General features: G+C 65.7%; 14 protein-coding genes. 10 read left to right on the forward strand and 4 right to left on the reverse strand.

What is annotated here, in order from left to right; translation table 11 throughout:
• Nucleotides 1–17: 17 nt before the first annotated feature.
• A complete protein-coding gene (gene cobA / locus AB3X94_RS33140) occupies nucleotides 18–821 on the reverse strand; it encodes a uroporphyrinogen-III C-methyltransferase (protein ID WP_176119799.1) in 804 nt (267 codons plus the stop codon).
• 590 nt (nucleotides 822–1,411) lie between these two features.
• On the opposite strand from cobA, the gene nirB reads away from it, so the two are divergent.
• From nirB to AB3X94_RS33170, 6 genes are all read left to right on the forward strand, one after another.
• Nucleotides 1,412–3,952 (forward strand): nitrite reductase large subunit NirB, encoded by a 2,541-nt coding sequence (gene nirB / locus AB3X94_RS33145; RefSeq protein WP_368613716.1) that lies wholly within the window; start codon nucleotides 1,412–1,414, stop codon nucleotides 3,950–3,952.
• Nucleotides 3,953–3,991: 39 nt separating this feature from the next.
• Nucleotides 3,992–4,357 (forward strand): nitrite reductase small subunit NirD, encoded by a 366-nt coding sequence (gene nirD, locus AB3X94_RS33150; RefSeq protein ID WP_176108531.1) that lies wholly within the window; start codon nucleotides 3,992–3,994, stop codon nucleotides 4,355–4,357.
• A 49-nt stretch (nucleotides 4,358–4,406) separates the two neighbouring features.
• Nucleotides 4,407–8,588, forward strand: a complete 4,182-nt coding sequence (locus AB3X94_RS33155) for a molybdopterin-dependent oxidoreductase (protein ID WP_368613717.1) — start codon at nucleotides 4,407–4,409, stop codon at nucleotides 8,586–8,588.
• Nucleotides 8,589–8,758: 170 nt separating this feature from the next.
• Nucleotides 8,759–10,126: an MFS transporter gene (locus tag AB3X94_RS33160; RefSeq protein ID WP_368597470.1), complete on the forward strand. Its 1,368-nt coding sequence runs from the start codon at nucleotides 8,759–8,761 to the stop codon at nucleotides 10,124–10,126.
• A gap of 79 nt (nucleotides 10,127–10,205) precedes the next feature.
• Nucleotides 10,206–10,667: an SRPBCC family protein gene (locus tag AB3X94_RS33165; protein WP_368613718.1), complete on the forward strand. Its 462-nt coding sequence runs from the start codon at nucleotides 10,206–10,208 to the stop codon at nucleotides 10,665–10,667.
• A complete protein-coding gene (locus AB3X94_RS33170) occupies nucleotides 10,651–11,016 on the forward strand; it encodes a helix-turn-helix transcriptional regulator (protein WP_176367277.1) in 366 nt (121 codons plus the stop codon). Before AB3X94_RS33165 ends, AB3X94_RS33170 begins: the two co-directional genes overlap by 17 nt.
• 178 nt (nucleotides 11,017–11,194) lie before the next feature.
• Here the strand turns inward: AB3X94_RS33170 and AB3X94_RS33175 are convergent, their stop codons facing one another.
• Both AB3X94_RS33175 and tam read right to left on the reverse strand, forming a co-directional pair.
• On the reverse strand, nucleotides 11,195–11,560 hold the full coding sequence (locus tag AB3X94_RS33175) for a hypothetical protein (RefSeq protein WP_368613719.1): 366 nt from the start codon (nucleotides 11,558–11,560) through the stop codon (nucleotides 11,195–11,197).
• A 250-nt stretch (nucleotides 11,561–11,810) separates the two neighbouring features.
• Nucleotides 11,811–12,608, reverse strand: a complete 798-nt coding sequence (gene tam / locus AB3X94_RS33180) for a trans-aconitate 2-methyltransferase (RefSeq protein WP_368613720.1) — start codon at nucleotides 12,606–12,608, stop codon at nucleotides 11,811–11,813.
• A 93-nt stretch (nucleotides 12,609–12,701) separates the two neighbouring features.
• Between tam and AB3X94_RS33185 the strand changes: the two genes are divergently transcribed.
• The 3 genes from AB3X94_RS33185 (at nucleotide 12,702) to AB3X94_RS33195 (ending at nucleotide 14,813) form a co-directional block, all read left to right on the forward strand.
• Nucleotides 12,702–13,601: a LysR substrate-binding domain-containing protein gene (locus AB3X94_RS33185; protein ID WP_368613721.1), complete on the forward strand. Its 900-nt coding sequence runs from the start codon at nucleotides 12,702–12,704 to the stop codon at nucleotides 13,599–13,601.
• An 84-nt stretch (nucleotides 13,602–13,685) separates the two neighbouring features.
• Nucleotides 13,686–14,309: a glutathione S-transferase family protein gene (locus tag AB3X94_RS33190; protein ID WP_368613722.1), complete on the forward strand. Its 624-nt coding sequence runs from the start codon at nucleotides 13,686–13,688 to the stop codon at nucleotides 14,307–14,309.
• 225 nt (nucleotides 14,310–14,534) lie between these two features.
• The gene (locus tag AB3X94_RS33195; RefSeq protein ID WP_368613723.1) at nucleotides 14,535–14,813 is read left to right on the forward strand and encodes a hypothetical protein; all 279 of its coding nucleotides are present in this window, start codon (nucleotides 14,535–14,537) and stop codon (nucleotides 14,811–14,813) included.
• An 86-nt stretch (nucleotides 14,814–14,899) separates the two neighbouring features.
• Here the strand turns inward: AB3X94_RS33195 and fabV are convergent, their stop codons facing one another.
• On the reverse strand, nucleotides 14,900–16,096 hold the full coding sequence (gene fabV / locus AB3X94_RS33200) for an enoyl-ACP reductase FabV (protein WP_368613724.1): 1,197 nt from the start codon (nucleotides 16,094–16,096) through the stop codon (nucleotides 14,900–14,902).
• A 134-nt stretch (nucleotides 16,097–16,230) separates the two neighbouring features.
• Here fabV and AB3X94_RS33205 point away from each other — a divergent pair, with 134 nt between their 5' ends.
• Complete coding sequence (locus tag AB3X94_RS33205) at nucleotides 16,231–18,750, forward strand: penicillin-binding protein 1A (RefSeq protein ID WP_368613725.1); 2,520 nt, start codon at nucleotides 16,231–16,233, stop codon at nucleotides 18,748–18,750.
• Nucleotides 18,751–18,792: the final 42 nt, after the last annotated feature.

An 18,792-nucleotide genomic window follows, 5' to 3' on the forward strand; every position in this document is an offset into this window, starting at 1 on the left:
CCCGCTTCGATCGGATCTCAGGCCGCCCGCGCAATCGCCGGCGCGGGCAGCGTCGTTTCCCCACCTTGTTCGCCGCGACCTTCGCGTTCCCAGCAAGGCGCTTCGGCGCTCTCGCCAACCGCATCGCCCACCAGAATCACCGCCGGACTGCCGAAGCCCGCGCCGAGCGCATCGGCGGCGAGCCGATCGAGCCGCGTCAACAGGCGCCGCTCGTCGCGGCCGCCGGCCCACTGCACGACCGCGGCCGGCGTGTCGGCCGGCAGGTGCGCGAGCAAGGCAGCGGCGATGCCGTCGATGCGCCGCATGCCCATATAGATCGCCAGCGTCGTGCGCGTCGCGGCGAGCGCGGCCCAGTCCGGCTCGCCGTGATCTTCGGTGTGCGCGGTGATGAAGCTCACGCCGTGGCAGTGCCGCCGATGCGTGAGCGACATGCCGAGCCCCGCCGCGGCCGCGAAGCCCGACGAGATGCCGTTGACGATTTCGACCGCGAGGCCCGCGTCGCGCAGCACCGCGAGCTCCTCGCCCGCGCGGCCGAACAGCAGCGCTTCGCCGCCTTTGACGCGCACCACGTGCAGCCCCTTCAGCGCATAACGCCGCATCAGCCGCTCGATGAACGCCTGCGGCGTCGAGCGGCAGCCGCCGCGTTTGCCGACGCGGATCACGCGCGCCCGCGGCGCGAGCGTCACGATGTCTGGATTCGCGAGGTCGTCGAGCAGCACGACGTCGGCGGCCGCGAGCGCCTTGACGGCCTTCAGCGTCAGCAAGTCGAGGTCGCCTGGGCCCGCGCTCAGCAGCGTGACCTTGCCGGTGTTGGTGTTCATGTTGTGTCCTTGTGCCGTGGGTTTCTCGTGGCTCAAAACGAAAACGGCGTCCGCCCGTGAAGATCACGAGGGGACGCCGTTGTCCATTGCATTGCCGGTTGACGGTTGAGTCTGCGCATCGCGACGACGTTGCCGCGACGACGTTGCGGAGGACCGATGCAAGGACCACGCCATCGATCGAATAGCGGCACGCAAGACGTTGCCACACGCTGAGATTCACGCGGAAAACAGCGTCACGATCGCACCTGGGTGCACCTTGGTTTCGCACGTCCACAGTGCTGCGTCGCACCATCCCTGTGCCTTGCCGCATCAAAACGCGTCGCGCTCGGGGTGCGCTTCGGAGCCGCGCGATTTGCGGTAAACCCACGCCACACCGTGCTTTGCGGCGCATCGATCTAAATTGGCACAGCCTTTGCGAGAAGCGTTGCCATCGAACCAACGTGGGTTCGTCGCGTTTGCAGCAGAAAGCAGCGCCCCGCAGCACCCCAACAGGACAACGGCGTCCCCCGGATTCAGCCTCGGCTGGATTCGCGGGACGCCGTTTTTATTTCCGCAATCGCTTTCGCCAGACACCAGAGGACAGCGCGCTCATGAAAATCATCGTTATCGGTCACGGGATGGTCGGCCACAAACTGGTCGAATGCCTGGCGCTTCAGGACGCGCACGATCTCGACATCACGGTGCTGGGCGAAGAATCGCGACCGGCCTACGATCGCGTGCATCTGTCCGAGTTCTTCTCGGGCAAGACCGCCGATGACCTGTCGCTCGTCGAGCCCGGATTTTTCCAGCGCCACGGCGTGGAACTGAAGCTGAACGCGCGGGCCGTCGCGGTCGATCGCGACGCGCGCACGGTGACGGTCGCGAGCGGCGAAACGCTGACGTACGACCGCCTCGTGTTCGCGACCGGCTCCTATCCGTTCGTGCCGCCGGTGCCGGGCCGTGAGCGCGGCGACTGCTTCGTCTACCGGACGATCGACGATCTCGAAGCGATGCGCGAATGCGGCGCTCGCTCGAAAACGGGCACGGTGGTCGGCGGCGGCCTGCTCGGTCTCGAATGCGCGAAGGCGCTGCGCGATATGGGCCTGCAAACGCATGTGGTCGAATTCGCGCCGCGCCTGATGGCGGTGCAGGTCGACGACGGTGGCGGCCGCGTATTGCGCAGCCGGATCGAAGAACTGGGCGTCACCGTGCACACGCACAAGAACACGACGGCGATCGTCGACGGCGAAGCGGGCACGCACCGCATGCAGTTCGCCGACGGCAGCCATCTCGACACCGACATGATCGTGTTCTCCGCGGGCATCCGTCCGCGCGACGATCTGGCCCGCGCATGCGGCCTCGATCTGGGCGCGCGCGGCGGCATCGTCATCGACGACGCGTGCCGCACCAGCGATCCGCACATCTACGCTATCGGCGAATGCGCGCTGTGGGGTGGTCAGTTGTTCGGGCTCGTCGCGCCCGGCTATGACATGGCCCGCGTGGTCGCGAAGCAGTTGCTGGGCGACTCGGCCGAATTCGCGGGTGCCGACATGAGCACCAAGCTGAAGCTGATGGGCGTCGATGTGGCCAGCATCGGCGACGCGCACGGCAATACGCCGGGCAGCCGCACCTACCAGTTCAGCGACGAGCGCAAGCAGATCTACAAGAAGCTCGTCGTGTCCGATTGCGGCAAGTATCTGCTCGGTGGCGTGATGGTCGGCGACGCGAGCGAATACGGCACGCTGCTGCAGATGATGCTGAACCGCATCGAGCTGCCCGCGTCGCCCGAATTCCTCATCCTGCCGCAAGCGGACGGCAGCGCGAAGCCCGCGCTCGGCGTCGAGGCGCTGCCCGCGGCCGCGCAGATCTGCTCGTGCAACAACGTGTCGAAGGGCGAGCTGTGCGCGGCCGTCTGCGCCGGCGCGACCGACATCGGCGCATTGAAGAGCGCGACCGGCGCGGGCACTTCGTGCGGCGGCTGCGTGCCGCTCGTCACGCAGGTGATGAAGGCCGAGATGAAGAAGCAGGGCCTCGCCGTGAACAACCACGTCTGCGAGCACTTCCCGTATTCGCGCCAGGAGCTTTACCACCTCGTGCGCGTCGAGGGGCTGCGCAGTTTCGGCGCGCTGCTCGCGAAACATGGCCGCGGCCTCGGCTGCGACATCTGCAAGCCGGCGGTCGCCAGCATTCTCGCGTCGTGCTGGAACGAATTCGTGCTGAAGAAGGAGCACGCGTCGCTACAGGACACCAACGACTACTACCTCGCGAACATCCAGCGCGACGGCACTTATTCTGTCGTGCCGCGCATGCCGGGTGGCGAAGTGACGCCCGATGGCCTGATCGCGGTCGCGCAGGTCGCGAAGAAATACGGCCTCTACACGAAGATCACCGGCGGTCAGCGGGTCGATCTGTTCGGCGCGCGTGTCGAGCAATTGCCGTCGATCTGGGAAGAGCTGATCGCGGCCGGCTTCGAATCGGGCCACGCGTATGGCAAATCGCTGCGTACCGTGAAGTCGTGCGTCGGTTCGACGTGGTGCCGCTATGGCGTCGGCGATTCGGTAGGGCTCGCGGTCGAACTCGAGAATCGCTACAAGGGGCTGCGCACGCCGCACAAGATCAAGTTCGGCGTGTCGGGCTGCACCCGCGAATGCGCGGAAGCGCAGGGCAAGGATGTCGGCGTGATCGCCACCGAGAAGGGCTGGAATCTGTACGTGTGCGGCAACGGCGGCATGAAGCCGCGTCACGCGGAACTGCTCGCCGCGGACCTCGATAAGGACACGCTGGTGCGCTACATCGACCGCTTCCTGATGTTCTACGTGCGCACCGCTGACCGGCTGCAACGTACCAGCGTGTGGCGCGACAACCTCGAAGGCGGTCTCGACTATCTGATCGACGTGATCGTCAACGATCGCCTTGGCGTTGCCACCGAACTCGAAGTGGAGATGCAGCACGTGGTCGACACGTACGAGTGCGAATGGAAGAAGGCCGTCACCGATCCCGAAACACGCAAGCGCTTCCGCCATTTCGTCAACAGCGACGAGTCCGATAGCAACGTCGCGTTCGTCGAGGAGCGCGGACAGATCCGGCCGGCCACGCCCGCCGAGCGGCAGGCGCCGCGCATCGAGATTCCCATTGTCGTCGAGACGGTTTGACCTCAACCGATTCCCGCTTAACTCAAAAGGAGCCCAGTCATGAAGAACGAACGCTTGCCCCGCGCCTGGACCGCGATCTGCGCCCTCGACGACATCGTGCCGAACACCGGCGTTTGCGCGCTCGTCAACGGCGAGCAGGTGGCCGTGTTTCACGTCGAAGGCGGTGAAGTGGAGTCGCCCGCCGAGCCCACGGTCTACGCGATCGAAAACTTCGATCCGGGTTCGCACGCGGCGGTGCTGTCGCGCGGACTCGTCGGCAGCCTCGGCGAGCGCATCGTGGTCGCGTCGCCGATCTACAAGCATCACTTCGATCTGCGCACCGGCGAATGCCTCGAAACGCCGTCGTATTCGGTCAGCGCGTTTGCCACGCGCGTCGAAAACGGCCAGGTGTGGGTCGCGGTTTGAGGTAACGGCCTCGCTTAATCGTTCAGAGTTCTAACCAGATCATTCGCGCATGTCTGATACCAGCGTAAAGAGCGTGTGTCCTTATTGCGGCGTCGGTTGCGGCATGGTGCTGCACGTCGAGGACGGCCAGGTCGTGAAGATCGCCGGCGACAAGGAGCATCCGGCCAACTTTGGCCGGCTCTGCACCAAGGGGCAGTCGGCTCACGTCGCGCTGCGCAAGTCGGGGCGTCTCGAAGGCGCGTTCGTGCGTCATGCGCGCGATGAAGACCCGGCGCCGCTGCCGATGGCCCAGGCGTTGAGCGACACCGCGGCGCGTCTGCGGCGTGTGATCGACGAGCATGGTCCCGATGCTGTGTCGTTTTACGTGTCGGGGCAGATGTCGCTCGAAGCGCAGTATCTGGTCAACAAGCTCGCGAAGGGCTTTATCGGCACGAACAATATCGAAGCGAATTCGCGCCTGTGCATGGCGAGCGCGGCGAGCGGCTACAAGCTGTCGCTCGGTGCGGACGGTCCGCCCGGCTCGTATGAAGACTTCGATCACGCGGATCTGTTTTTCGTCAGCGGCGCGAATATGGCCGACTGTCATCCGATCCTGTTTCTGCGCATGATGGATCGCGTGAAAGCGGGCGCAAAGCTGATCGTCGTCGATCCGCGCCGCAACACGACCGCCGAGAAAGCCGATCTGTTCCTGCAGATCGAACCCGGCACCGACCTCGCGTTGCTGAACGGCCTGCTGCATCTGCTGCACGAAAACGGCGCAACGGATGCGGCTTTTATCGCCGAACACACCGAAGGCTGGGACGCGATGCCCGCGTTTCTGGCCGAGTACACGCCGGAGAACGTCGCCCGCATCACGGGCCTCGCCGCTGACGACATCCGCCGCGCCGCGCAGATGATCGCGTCGGCCAAAGACTGGATGAGCTGCTGGACGATGGGCCTGAACCAGAGCACGCACGGCACGTGGCACACCAATGCGCTGTGCAATCTGCATCTGGCGACGGGCCGTATCTGCCGGCGCGGCAGTGGACCGTTCTCGCTGACGGGCCAGCCGAACGCGATGGGCGGCCGCGAAATGGGCTACATGGGCCCCGGTTTGCCCGGTCAGCGTTCGGCGCTGGTCGCTGAAGATCGCGCGTTCATCGAGGCGCTGTGGGGCATCGCACCGGGCACGCTCAAAGCGGATGCGGGCAACGGCACGATCGACCTGTTCGCGCGGATGGCCGCGGGCGACATCAAGGCGTGCTGGATCATCTGCACGAATCCGGTCGCGACCGTCGCCAACCGGCAGACCGCGATCGCCGGATTGCGCGCGGCCGAACTCGTGATCGCGCAGGACGCGTTCCTCGACACCGAAACGAATCGCTACGCCGACGTGCTATTGCCCGGCGCTTTGTGGGCCGAAGCCGAAGGCGTGATGGTCAACTCGGAGCGCAATCTGACGCTGATGCAGCAGGCCATCGAACCGCCCGGCGCGGCGTTGCCCGACTGGCAGATCATCGCGCGCGTCGCATGTGAAATGGGCTTTGCCGATGCGTTCAGCTATGCGAGCGCCGACGAAGTGTTCGCCGAACTCACACGCGCGGCGAACCCGGCGACCGGCTACGATCTGCGCGGCGCGAGTCATCGCCGCTTGAAGGACGCACCGCTGCAGTGGCCGATCGCGTCGGCGGATTCGTCCGAGCGCAATCCGCTTCGCTATCTGAATGACGGCGTGAGCCAAACGCTTAGGGAGGCTGAAGATGGCAGCCGCCCGCGCATTGCTTTTCCGACCGCGAGCGGCAGGGCGAAGTTTTTCGCGCGCGCGTATCAGCCCGCGGCCGAGTTGCCCGATCGCGAGTTTCCGATCGTGTTGAACACGGGCCGCGTGCAGCATCAATGGCACACGATGACCAAGACCGGCAAGGTCGCGATGCTGAACAAGCTGAACCCGGGACCCTTCGTCGAGATTCATCCGCACGATGCGGCCGAACTCGGCATTCGCGCGAAAGACGCGGTTGAGATCCGTTCACGGCGCGGCCGCGCGGTGCTGCCCGCCGTCGTCACCGATCGGGTGAGCGCGGGGCAGTGCTTCGCGCCGATGCACTGGAACGACGTGTTCGGCGACGAGCTTTGCATCAACGCGGTGACCAACGACGCGGTCGATCCGGTTTCATTGCAGCCCGAACTGAAAGTCTGCGCGGTGGCGCTGAGTCCGGTAACGGCCGACCGCATCGCGGACACACGCAACGACGACGCGCTCTCTACTCCCGCCGACGCAGCGGCTTTTGCGCCCAGCGCCAAGGATCAACCCATGCCTCGTATCGAAGCCCTCACGACTTTGCTGCAATTGCCGCCCGAGCCCGTACCGATGCCCGCGCTCAGCGATCCGGAGCGCGCGTATCTGGCCGGGTTCGTCAGCGGCCTGCGTTCGTCCGAAGCGCAAGGCCTCGACAACGTGCCGGTGCTGCCGCACAGCGCACCGTTCGATGCGGTGAAGCGGCTCTATGTCGATGGTCTGCTTGCCGGACTGTATAGCCGCAGCGCGACGACGGCCCGGGCTTCAGGCGCTGCATCGCCGCCGAATGCCGCGCAGGAAGAGGCCCGCGAATCGGGCGTGCGTATCGTGCGCAACCGGCCGAAGGTCACACTGTTGTGGGCCTCGCAAACCGGCAACACCGAATCGCTGACCGAGCGTTACGCGACGCGTCTGATGGAATCGGGCTTCGAGATTCGCACCGCGTGCATGGCCGACTATCCGTTCGCGGCGCTCGCGAAGGCGCAGTACGTGTTGCTGATGACCAGCACGTTCGGCGACGGCGATGCGCCCGACAACGCGCAGGACTTCTGGACGCATCTGAACGCCGCCACGGCGCCGCGCCTCGACGGCGTGCGCTTCGCGGTGCTCGCGCTCGGCGATCGCAACTACGATCAGTTTTGCGGTCACGGCCGTCGGCTCGATGAACGGCTCGCCTCGCAGGGCGCGCTGCGTCTCACCGAGCGCGTCGATTGCGACATCGAATATCAGTCGAGCGCAGATGCATGGCTCGAACGCGTGATCGTCTGTATCAAGCAGGCGGATGCCGCGCTGCATGCGGTGCCGCCGGGCGGCATGATCAACGCGGTGGTGGGCGCGGTGCCGACCAAGGCGCGGCCGGCCGCGTCGCGCATCGTCGGCAATTTGCGACTGAACCGGCAGGGCGCCGTGAAGGATACGCGCTACGTGTCGCTGCAAACGGGCGATTCCAACCTCGAATACGAAGCGGGTGATGCGCTCGGCGTGTGGCCGAGCAACTGCCCCGAACTCGTCGACGAACTGATCACGCTGAGCGGTCTGCACGCTGAAGCATCGGTGCACGTCGCGGGTATCGGCGACATGCGCCTCGCCGATGCGCTCACCAAACACTACGAGATCGCGCGCCCGAGCGCCGAAGCGCTTGCGCTGGTCGCCGCGCGCAGCCGCAACGGCGCGCTGGGCGATCTGCTCGCGCCCGAACGCAAGGCGGATCTGAAGCAATGGCTATGGGGGCAGCAGCTCGCCGACGTATTGCACGAGTTTCCGGTGAGCCTCTCGGCCGCCGAACTCACCGGCATGCTGAAGCGCCTGCAGCCGCGCCTGTATTCGATCGCATCGAGCCCGAAGGCGCATCCGGGCGAGGTGCATCTGACGGTATCGGCGGTGCGTTACAGCAACGGGCGGCGGCACCGCAAGGGTGTGTCGTCGACGTTTCTCGCGGATCGCGCAAGCGACACCGACGTCCCCGTGTTCGTGCAGAAGTCCGCGCACTTTCGTCCTCCTCATCAGTCGGACACGCCGATGATCATGGTCGGTCCCGGCACCGGCATCGCACCGTTTCGCGGCTTTCTGCACGAACGGCAGGCACGCGGCGAACGCGGACGCAACTGGCTGTTCTTCGGCGAACAACATGCCGCGACCGATTTCTACTATCGCGACGAGCTCGAAGCGATGCGCGCGAGCGGTCTCTTGACCCGACTCGACGTCGCGTTCTCGCGCGACCAGGCCGACAAGATCTATGTGCAGGACCGCATGCGCGAGCACGGTGCGCAACTGTGGGCATGGCTCGAGGACGGTGCGCATTTCTATGTATGCGGCGACGCGAACCGGATGGCACGCGATGTCGATGCGGCGCTGAAGGACATCATCGCGACGCACGGTGGCATGAGCGAAGAGAAAGCACTCGAATACGTGAGCCGTCTGACGCGCGAAAAGCGCTATGCACGCGACGTGTATTGAGCCGCCGACGCGTTTCGAAAAAGGCCTTAAAAAAGGCCACAAAACACACAGCATGATGGCATGACGCTTGCATATTGAGTCCCGGTTAAAACTCCGGGCGATATGCCGGTGCAAAACACAAGTAACGCAGCAACCGGACTACCAGGCATTTTATTTACCGAGGATCTCTAATGAAAAACGTGATGCACTCCCTGCGAAGCGGCGATTGGCGCGCACTGGTCGCCTGCTTTCTGTATTTCGACACGGGCTTCACCGTCTGGGTGCTGTATGGGCCGCTCGCGCCGTTCATCAGCAAGAGCATCGCGATGACGCCCGCGCAGCAGGGTCTGCTGGTCGCGGTGCCGGTGTTGTCCGCGGCGATTCTGCGCGTGACGCTCGGCAATCTGTATCAGTCCGCGCATGGCAAACGCATTGCGTTGATGGGCGTGTTGCTATCGGCGGTACCGACGATCGTGCTGCCGTTGCTGCAATCGGTGCCGTCGTACGAAATGCTGCTGGTGCTCGGCGTGTTCCTCGGCGTCGGCGGCGCCAGCTTCGCGGTCGCGCTGCCGATGGCCGGCAGCAACTATCCGCCGAAGGTGCAGGGCCTCGTGTTGGGCCTGGCCGCGGCCGGCAACATCGGCGCGGTGCTCGACGGCTTCCTGTTCCCGCAACTGGCGACGCGCTATGGTTGGCAACTCGCCGCGGGCGGCGCCTTGCCGCTGCTCGCGATCGCCGCGATCACGCTGTACTTCTGGGCCAACGACGCGGGCGTCAAAACCGGCAGCGTGCTGCGCGCGTTCGGCAGCTTCGCGACGACGCTGGTCGGCCTGATCGTGCTCGTGCTGCTCGTCGAAGCGGGGCTGTTCGGCGCGGGCAAGACCGGCGTGCTGCTGTTGCCGGTGGTCGGCGCGCTGCTCGCGATCGCGGTGCTGCCGCAACGCTACCGCTCGGTGCTCGCCGAGCGCGATACGTGGGTCATCATGCTCGTCTATAGCATCACGTTCGGCGGTTTCGTCGGCATGTCCTCGTATGTGTCGCTGCTGCTGACCAACCTGTATCAACTGTCGAAGATCGACGCAGGTCTGTTCATGGCGCTGCTCGCCGCGACCGGCGCGATGGTGCGTCCGCTCGGCGGCCTGATTGCCGACCGCGTGTCGGGCGTGCGCGCGCTGACCGTGCTGCTCGCGATCATCGCGATTTGCGACTTTTTGTTCGCGACGGCGATGCCGTCGTTCGCGGGCGGCATCGCATTACTGCTGTGCATGTACGTCGCGTTCGGCCTCGGCAATGGCGCGACGTTCCAGCTCGTGCCGCATCGCTGGGCCGGCCGCACCGGCTTGATGTCGGGCATCGTCGGCGCGGCGGGCGGCATCGGCGGCTTTTATCTGCCGGTCGTGATGGGCATCGCGAAGGAGAGCACCGGCAGCTATCAGATGGGCTTCGCGACGTTCGGCACGCTGTCGGCGTGCGCGTTCCTTGCGATCGTCGCACTGCGCCGGCCGTGGATGGCGTGGTCGATGCAGACCGGCGTCATGCATGCGCATGCGACGGAGTGAGGCACGGCGCTGACAAAAGCGCAGTCGAATGCTTGCATATCGGTCGCGGCGTTTCTAATATGCAGCCAGGAGGCTGCATATGAACTCATCGACCGATCGCATCGAAAAGCAGATTCTGTTGAAGGCGCCGCGCACGCGTGTCTGGCACGCGCTGGCCAACGCCGAGGAATTCGGCAAATGGTTCGGCGTGAACCTCGCCGGCAAGCAGTTCGTCGCCGGGCAATCCACGCAGGGGCACATCACCTATCCGGGCTACGAACACCTGGTGATGGACGTGCTGGTCGAGCGTGTCGAGCCCGAGCATCATCTGTCGTGGCGCTGGCATCCGGCCGCGATCGACATCACGATCGACTACACGCCGGAGCCGACCACGCTCGTCGAATTCGATCTGAGCGAGGTCGAGTCCGGCACGCTGCTGCGCGTCGTCGAATCGGGCTTCGACCAGTTGCCGGTCGGGCGCCGCGCGGAAGCGTTCAGGCTGAACGACGGCGGCTGGGGACAGCAGATGGTCAATATCGAACGATATGTCGGCGCGGGTTAAAGCGGGCTCCGCGAAGGCGGGTCTCAAGGCGGCGACGCTGCGCAGTTCGGCGGCGGTGTTCGCCGCGCTCGGTGACGAGACGCGCCTGCGTCTCGTCGCGGCATTGTGTGCGGGCAGCGCGATGTCGATCGCGCAGCTGACGGCCGGCACCGACATCACGCGGCAGTCGGTCACGCAGCATCTGCAGGTGCTGGCCGACGCGGGGCTAGTACACGATGTAAAGGTCGGACGCGAGCGCCTGTGGGCGTTCGAGCCCGCGCATCTCGACGCGGCGCGCCGCGCGCTCGACGCGATTTCGCGGCAATGGGATCAGGCGCTGCTGAAGTTGAAGACGATGGTCGAGGAATAAAGGGCGGGGCGGTCGCGGCGATTGCGCGAACCGAACCAAGATGACGCGCGACGGCGCATACCGCATTTTTTACCGACTGCAAGCGGCGCATCCTGCCCGGCAAGGGCGGAACAACGCAAAAGGGGCCAACCATTGGCCCCCAAACCACCGCAAAAAAGGAAGAAAAACCGGCCCGCGGCTAATCGGCGATCCGCTTGTGGGCTAGCGCGCTCTGGCAGTCGGCTATCACCTGCCGGACGAGCCGGGCTTGTGGGTCGAGTTCGTCGGTATCGAGAATTTCCTCGACCGCGTCGCGCGCCCAATCGGCATCGACGAAGCGCGCGTGGCGCCGCGCGATTTCGACGGCGGTGGCGGACAGCTTCGCAATGCACAGCCAGTCGGCTTCGCGCGCGCGGCGGTCGAGCCACTTGTGCGCGGACTGCACGTGAAACGCCGCGTCGGGCCAGTCTTCGTTCAGATAATAAGCGCCGAGGCTTCCGCATGTGAGCCAGCACAACAGCTCCAGGCGGTCACGGGGACTCAGATGTTGGCGTACATCACTCATGGCGACGCTCGCTGCAGTAAATGGCTTCCCGGTGAGGCCGGCGGGCGCCGTCCTCCGCTTTTTATAAACATTAGCATGCGGAATTCCCGGGCGGCAATTCCTGACCAACCCTAGCGTGCGGCACCGCAACAGGCGGGCTTTCGGGCGATGCATCCGCGACGTGCGCCGGCCGCCCCGATCGAGCTCGGAGCATCCGCCGGAGCCCCGCCGCGCAGCGTTCAGCGGCTTGCGGCGGTTCCGGGGCGCGGCCTCAGCGTTGGCCGCGCGTCGCGACGATGAAAAGCCGCGGAAACGGCAGCAGCACCGTGCCATCGGCGAGCGCAGGGTAGGCTTTGGCGATTTCGTCGCGATAGCGTTGCAGAAACGCGCTGCGTTCGGCGTCGTCGAGCGCGGCCAGAAACGGCCGCAGCGCGCTGCCCTTGAACCATTCGACCACTGCGTCGGGGCCCGCGAGCGGGTGGTGATAGACCGTGCGCCACACGTCGACGCGCGCGCACAGCGGCTTGAGCAGCGCGTAGTACCAGTTCGCGTCGTGGCGCACGGTGCGCTCGACACCCATCAGCCTGGGCGCCCAAGGCCCGTCGGCGGCAATTTCGCGCAGCAGCCGGTGCGCCGGTTCGTCGAGATTGACGGGCATCTGCACGGCGAGGCTGCCGCCCGTGGCGAGTTTTGCCACCAGCGCGGGGAACAGCCGCTCGTGGTCGGGCACCCATTGGAGCACCGCGTTCGCGAGGATCACATCGAAGGGGCCGCGCGCGTCCCACGTCGACACGTCGCCGACGTCGAAGCGCAATTGCGGCAGCCGCCGACGGGCCGCCGCGATCATGTCGGCCGAGCTGTCGATGCCGCTGACCGACGCGCCCGGCACCCGCTCGGCCAGCACCTCGGTCGAGTTGCCCGGTCCGCAGCCGATATCGACCGCGAGCCGCGCACCGTCCAACGGCACCGCCGCAAGCAGATCGCGCACCGGCCGCGTGCGCTCGTTCTCGAACAGCGTGTACTGCTTCGCGTGCCAATCGCTGTGCTCGTTCGTGGTTTTGTCGGTCATCTTCTGCTCCTTCGCGGGTTCGTTGCGGCCATTCTCGACCGCGATCAGCCCCGAGTAAAATGAATTTATGATTCCGATTACTTCATTTTTCTAATGAAAATCGACACGCTCGGCGTGCAGGCATTCGTCGCGATTGCCGATCGCGGCAGCTTCCAGAGTGCGGCGGATTCGCTGCACGTGACGCAAACCGCGATCACCCAGCGGCTGCGCAAGCTCGAAACCTATCTCGGCGTCACGCTGATCGAGCGCACCACGCGGTCGATGGCGCTCACCGAAATCGGCCGCAGTTTTCTGCCGCAGGCGCGCCGGCTGCTCGGCGAACTGGCCGACGCGCTCGTCGAAATCCGCGAAACGGGGATCGCGCGACGCGGCGACGTGTCGATCGCGTGCGTGCCGACCGTCGGCGTGCAGTATCTGCCGCGCATCTTGCAGGCGTATTCGGCGCGCTATCCGCACAATCGCATCAAGATTCTCGATCATGCGTCGTCGGCGGTCGAGGAGGCCGTGTTGCGCAGGGAGGTCGAGTTCGGCATCAACATCGCGCGCGAGCATCATCCGGATCTCGCCACCGTGCCGCTCACCGAAGACCGCTATGTGCTGATCTGCCACGAAGACCATCCGCTCGCGAAGCGGCGGCGCATCGCATGGCGGCAGTTGCAGGCGTTCCCGCTGATTTTCGCCGGCGAGGTCAGCGGCAATCGCGCGCTGCTCGACGTCGCGTTGGCGTCGAGCGAACTCGCGCTGCGGTCGTTCTACGAGGTGCAGCGCAGTTCGACCGCGCTCGGGCTCGTCGCGCAGCGTGTCGGCGCGGCCGTGGTGCCCGCGCTCGCGCTGCAGAAGGGTGCGTATCCGAGCGTGCGCACCGTCGAGCTCACGCAGCCGACCGTGTCGCGCACGCTGGTGCTGGTCGCGCGCAAGACCGCGCAGTTGTCGCCGGCGGCGCAGGCGCTGTACGACATGATCCGCGAACAGGCAACTCTGAAAACCGGATGACGCCGCGCCGCGCGCAAGGCAAACTCATGGGCTGCTGAGTTTGATTCCTTCAACCTGTTCTACCGACGCGACATACAACCACTGATGCTGCAGATACTCGGCAAGACCACCTCGATCAACGTGCGCAAGGTGCTGTGGACCTGCGCGGAACTCGGGCTTGCGTTCGACCAGCAAGACTGGGGCTCGGGCTTTCGCTCGACCGATGTCGCCGAATTCCGCGCGCTCAATCCGAACGCGATGGTCCCCGTGATTCGCGACGGCGACTTCGTGCTGTGGGAATCGAACGCGATCATCCGTTATCTCGCGAACCGTTATCGCGGTGACGCCCTGTATCCGGCCGACCCGGTCGAGCGCGCGCGCTGCGATCAATGGATCGACTGGCAGGCGAGCGAATTGAACCGCTCGTGGAGCTACGCGTTTCTCGCACTCGTGCGGCACTCGCCCGAGCATCAGGACCCGCGGCAGATCGCCGCGTCGTGTGCGAACTGGTCGAAGCATATGGCGATCGTCGAGCAGCAACTCGCGCGCACCGGCGCGTATATCGCGGGCGACGCGTTCTCGCTCGCCGATATTCCGATCGCGCTGTCCGCGAACCGCTGGCTCGAAACGCCGCAGCAGCACGACGATTTGCCGGCGCTGGCCGCGTATATGGCGCGCCTCGCCCAGCGCGACGGGTATCGCAGGTATTGCCGTAACGGCACGCCGTAATCGTTGATTCACGCGCGCGTCGGCAAACCCGCCGATGCTGGCAGATGCCGCCTTGAATGCTTACGTATTGCTTTCGGATTGCCGTGCTCGACGGCTTCTGCGCGGTGCACCCCGCGTCGCCTACAATGGCGCCCATTTAGCGACATTGAAGGTCCAACGATGCGGGTAACTAAATTCGCGCTGGCTGCGCTGACGGCGTGTTTCACTCTGAATGCGAGTGCCGAGATGACTGCCGCCCAGTACAAGAAATGGGCGCACGCCGACAACAACTCGATCTATGCGGCGTACATCACCGGCACGATCAACGCGTTCGGCTGGGCGAACGGCGACCAGGTCTCGCGCAAACAGCGGCAGCTGTTCTGTCCGCCAGAAACGCTCGCGATCGGCAACCAGACGGTTTATCCGCTGCTCGATGCGTTCTTCGCGAACCACCCGGGCATTTCCGACGATTTTCCGATCGGGCTCGCGATTCTGCGCTCGTTGCAGGGCGCGTATCCGTGCTGACGTGTGGGTGGAAGAAGTGAGGGGAGGGAGTCGAGCGGGGGTAACAGCAGGGGCGAACTCGCGAAGCGGGGCCGCCCCTCGGGGGATCAAACCTGAACGAGATTCGGAATCTGCACGTCCGGATTGACGTCCGCGTCGTAATCGACGCCCTTCATTTCAAAGCCGAACAGACGCAGGAAATCGGTCTTGTAGCCGGCGAAATCGGTGAGTTCGTAGATGTTGTCGTTGCTCACCTGGTTCCACAGCTCCTGCACGCGGCCTTGCACCTGCGGATCGAGTTCCTTGTAGTCCGCGCGCAGACGGCCTTCGTCGTCCAGATGCGGCTGGCTGCCGTAGAGGCTGTCCTTGTACAGGCCGTAGACCTGTTCGATGCAGCCTTCGTGCGTACCTTTTTCCTTCATCACCTTGAAGAGCAGCGACAGATACAGCGGCATCATCGGAATCGCCGAGCTTGCCTGTGTGACGACCGCCTTCAGCACCGCGACGCGCGCGTCGCCGCCGTTGGCCGCGAGCTTTGCGCGGATGCCGAGCACCTTCTGGTCGAGATCCTTCTTGGCCGCGCCGATCGAGCCGTTCCAATAGATGTCGTGCGTGATCTTTTCGCCGAGGTAGGTGAACGCGGTGGTCTTCACGCCGTCGGCGAGCACGTCAGCTTCGCCCAGCGCGTCCATCCACATCTGCCAGTCCTCGCCGCCCATCACCGCGACCGTCTGCGCGATTTCTTCCGGCGTCGCCGGTTCGAGCACGGTTTCCTTGATCACTTCCTTGTCGGTGTCGATGCCGCGCAGGTTGACCGCCTGGCCAATCGGCTTCAGCACCGAGCTGAACACCTCACCGGTTTTCGGATGCTGGCGCTTCGGCGCCGCGAGGCTGTAGACGACCAGATCGACCTGGCCGAGATCGCGCTTGATCACTTCGATGGTGCGCGCCTTCACTTCGTCCGAGAACGCGTCGCCGTTGATGCTGGTCGCGTACAGGCCTTCGGCGTTGGCGAACTTCTCGAACGCCGCGGTGTTGTACCAGCCGGCCGTGCCCGCCTTGGTTTCGCTGCCGGCGCGCTCGAAGAACACGCCGAGGGTCGCCGCGCCCGAGCCGAACGCGGCGCTGATGCGCGCGGCGAGGCCATAGCCGGTAGACGCGCCGATCACGAGCACCTTCTTCGGCCCGTTGGCGATGGGGCCGCGTGCCTTCACATACTCGATCTGTTCCTTGACGTTGGCTTCGCAGCCGGTCGGATGGGTCGATACACAGATGAAGCCACGCACACGCGGTTTGATGATCATGAAGCACCTCTTGTCGGAATTGGCGACATTATAGTGGCCCCGCCGGAGCCGCACGCCATCTCGCGAATGGGGCAAAAATCAGCGCACTCCCCACATCTTGGTACGATTGCGCCTTTCCCAGCCGACGACAGCACGTGAAGCGCCTCTTTTCCTCCTTTCTGGCGACCCTCGACAAAGGGCTGACCCTCGCGAACCCGCTGTTCGCGAAGGCCGCGTGGCATCTGCGCCACCCGACCCGCCGCACGTTCGCATGGGGGGTCGCCGCGCTGCCGCTGCTGTTCGTGCTGTACTTGCTGCTGCTGATTCCGTTCACGCCGAGCATCGGCGACATCCGCAAGGCGAAGATCGAGCAGCCCGCGCAGATCCTGTCGGCGGACGGCAAGCTGCTCGCCGAGTTCAAGCCGTCGAACCGCGAGTGGGTCAAGCTGACGGACATCTCGCCGAACGTCGTCAACGCGCTGATCGCGACCGAGGATCACCGCTTCTATCAGCATTTCGGGCTCGACTGGCGGCGCACCGCTTCGGCTGCGCTGCACACGTTCTCCGGCGACCGCCAGGGCGGCTCGACGATCACGCAGCAGCTCGCGCGCAATCTGTATCCCGACGAAATCGGCCGCGCGCCGACTCTGACGCGCAAGCTGAAGGAAGCGATCACCGCACTGAAGATCGAGGCGTTCTACACGAAGGACGAGATCCTCGAAACCTACCTGAACACGGTGCCCTTCCTGTACAACGCGTACGGCATCGAAATGGCCGCGCGCACCTATTTCGACAAGTCCGCGTCCGAGCTGAACGTGCTCGAAGCGGCGACGCTGACCGGCATGCTGAAGGGCAACGCGTACTACAACCCGGTGCTGAACCCCGAGCGCGCGTTGCAGCGGCGCAATACGGTGCTCGCGCAGCTGGTCAAGTACGGCAAGCTCACGCCCGCGCAGTACGACGGGCTCGCCCGCAAGCCGCTGCGTCTGGACTTCGAGCGCCAGATCGAGCCGCCCGGACCCGCGCCGCACTTCACGCAGCAACTGCGCAAATGGCTGGTCGCGTGGGCCGATCGCAACGACTACAACATCTATTCAGATGGGCTCGTCGTGCGCACGACGATCGACTCGCGCCTCCAGGCGATGGCGACCCAGGCGGTCACGCTGCAGGGCAATCAGTTGCAGAACATCGCGAACTCGGCGTGGGGCACCCGCGCCGGCTGCTCGGCCGACAAAGACCTGCTGCGCACGTTCCTGCGCGAGACGCCCGACTTCCGCGCGGCCAAAGACACGGGCCTGTCCGACGACGACGCGCTCAAACACCTGCTCGCCGATCGCAAGCTCGTGCAAAGCGTGTGCGATACGAAGACGCGCGTGCAGGCCGACTTCCTCGCGATGGACCCGCGCACCGGCGAGATCAAGGCGTGGGTCGGCAGCCGCGACTTTGGGGTTGATCCGTTCGATCACGTGCAGCAGGCGCGCCGTCAGCCGGGCTCGACGTTCAAGCCGTTCGTCTACGCGGCGGCCTTCGAGGCCGGCGCGAGGCCCGACGACAAACTGCCGGACAATCCGGTCCAGATCGAACTCGCCGGCGGGGAACTCTGGAAGCCGAACGACGAGGACGAGCCGAGCGGCCGCATGATCAGCCTGCGCGATGCGCTCGCGTATTCGCGCAACCGCATCACCGCGCAGGTGATGGAGTCGGTCGGTCCGAACCGGGTCGCGAAGCTCGCGCGCGCGATGGGCGTGCGCGACAGCCAGCTCGACCCGGTGCCGTCGCTCGCGCTCGGCACGAGCCCGGTCACGCTGAAGGAAATGGTGTCGGCGTACGGCACGATCGCGAACCTCGGCGGCTACGTCGAGCCGCTGATGGTCACGCGCATCGAGGACCGCAACGGCAACCTGCTGGCCGAATTCAGCCCGGCCACCCCGAAGCGCGAGTTGCCCGCCGACGCGGCGCGCACGCTCGTCGACGTGATGCGCGACGTGGTCGGCCGCGGCACCGGCGCGAGCATCCGCACGCGCTTTGGCGTGCGCGGCGACGTCGCGGGCAAGACCGGCACGACCCAGGGCAACGCGGATGGCTGGTTCATCCTGATGCAGCCGCAACTGGTGGCGGGGGCGTGGGTCGGCTTCAACGACAGCCGCGTGACGCTGCGCAGCGATTACTGGGGGCAGGGTGCGCATAGCGCGCTGCCGATCGTCGGCGATTTCTTCCAGCGCGCGCAGCGCTCGCGGCTCGTCGACAGCCACATGAAGTTCGATACCGCGCAGCAGCCCGGCTGGTTCGCGGAGCGCGCCGAACGCTTGCGCAACTGGATCGAGAGCCTGTTCACGCGCACGCCGGCGCAGCCGGACAAGCCGGTCATGGCGCGTGCTCCGGCGCGGCGCGCGCCGGTGGCGCCGGTGCAGCCATCGGCGTCCGCCGTGGCTGCTCCGGCGGCGTCAGAGGCAGCGGGCGCGTCCGCGGTGCGCGAGTTGCCGCCGTTGCTGCCGGCGCCTGGGTCGGGGTCGGAAGGGGCTCCCACGACGCCGCCCGGTAATGCCGTCGACGGTGAAACGCATGGCGGGGGTGCGGCCGCGCTCGCGCCGACCCCGACGCCAGACGACGTCGTACCGCCCGACGCGGGCGGTCAGGGCGGCGCAGGGTCGAACAACAGCAGCGGGGCGAACTGAATGCGACCCGGGCGCACTGCCCGGGTGCGAATCGAAGCGGGG

Source organism: Paraburkholderia sp. BR10923 (assembly GCF_040948765.1).
Classification (GTDB): domain Bacteria; phylum Pseudomonadota; class Gammaproteobacteria; order Burkholderiales; family Burkholderiaceae; genus Paraburkholderia; species Paraburkholderia youngii.

Bases quoted from the DNA above. Each gene is read 5' to 3' on its own strand.
- AB3X94_RS33160 (WP_368597470.1), top strand. From the start codon at position 8,759: ATGAAAAACGTGATGCACTCCCTGCGAAGCGGCGATTGGCGCGCACTG.
- AB3X94_RS33175 (WP_368613719.1), bottom strand. From the start codon at position 11,560: ATGAGTGATGTACGCCAACATCTGAGTCCCCGTGACCGCCTGGAGCTG.
- AB3X94_RS33195 (WP_368613723.1), top strand. From the start codon at position 14,535: ATGACTGCCGCCCAGTACAAGAAATGGGCGCACGCCGACAACAACTCG.
- AB3X94_RS33165 (WP_368613718.1), top strand. From the start codon at position 10,206: ATGAACTCATCGACCGATCGCATCGAAAAGCAGATTCTGTTGAAGGCG.
- tam (WP_368613720.1), bottom strand. From the start codon at position 12,608: ATGACCGACAAAACCACGAACGAGCACAGCGATTGGCACGCGAAGCAG.
- AB3X94_RS33155 (WP_368613717.1), top strand. From the start codon at position 4,407: ATGTCTGATACCAGCGTAAAGAGCGTGTGTCCTTATTGCGGCGTCGGT.
- nirB (WP_368613716.1), top strand. From the start codon at position 1,412: ATGAAAATCATCGTTATCGGTCACGGGATGGTCGGCCACAAACTGGTC.
- AB3X94_RS33185 (WP_368613721.1), top strand. From the start codon at position 12,702: ATGAAAATCGACACGCTCGGCGTGCAGGCATTCGTCGCGATTGCCGAT.
- nirD (WP_176108531.1), top strand. From the start codon at position 3,992: ATGAAGAACGAACGCTTGCCCCGCGCCTGGACCGCGATCTGCGCCCTC.
- cobA (WP_176119799.1), bottom strand. From the start codon at position 821: ATGAACACCAACACCGGCAAGGTCACGCTGCTGAGCGCGGGCCCAGGC.
- fabV (WP_368613724.1), bottom strand. From the start codon at position 16,096: ATGATCATCAAACCGCGTGTGCGTGGCTTCATCTGTGTATCGACCCAT.
- AB3X94_RS33170 (WP_176367277.1), top strand. From the start codon at position 10,651: ATGTCGGCGCGGGTTAAAGCGGGCTCCGCGAAGGCGGGTCTCAAGGCG.
- AB3X94_RS33190 (WP_368613722.1), top strand. From the start codon at position 13,686: ATGCTGCAGATACTCGGCAAGACCACCTCGATCAACGTGCGCAAGGTG.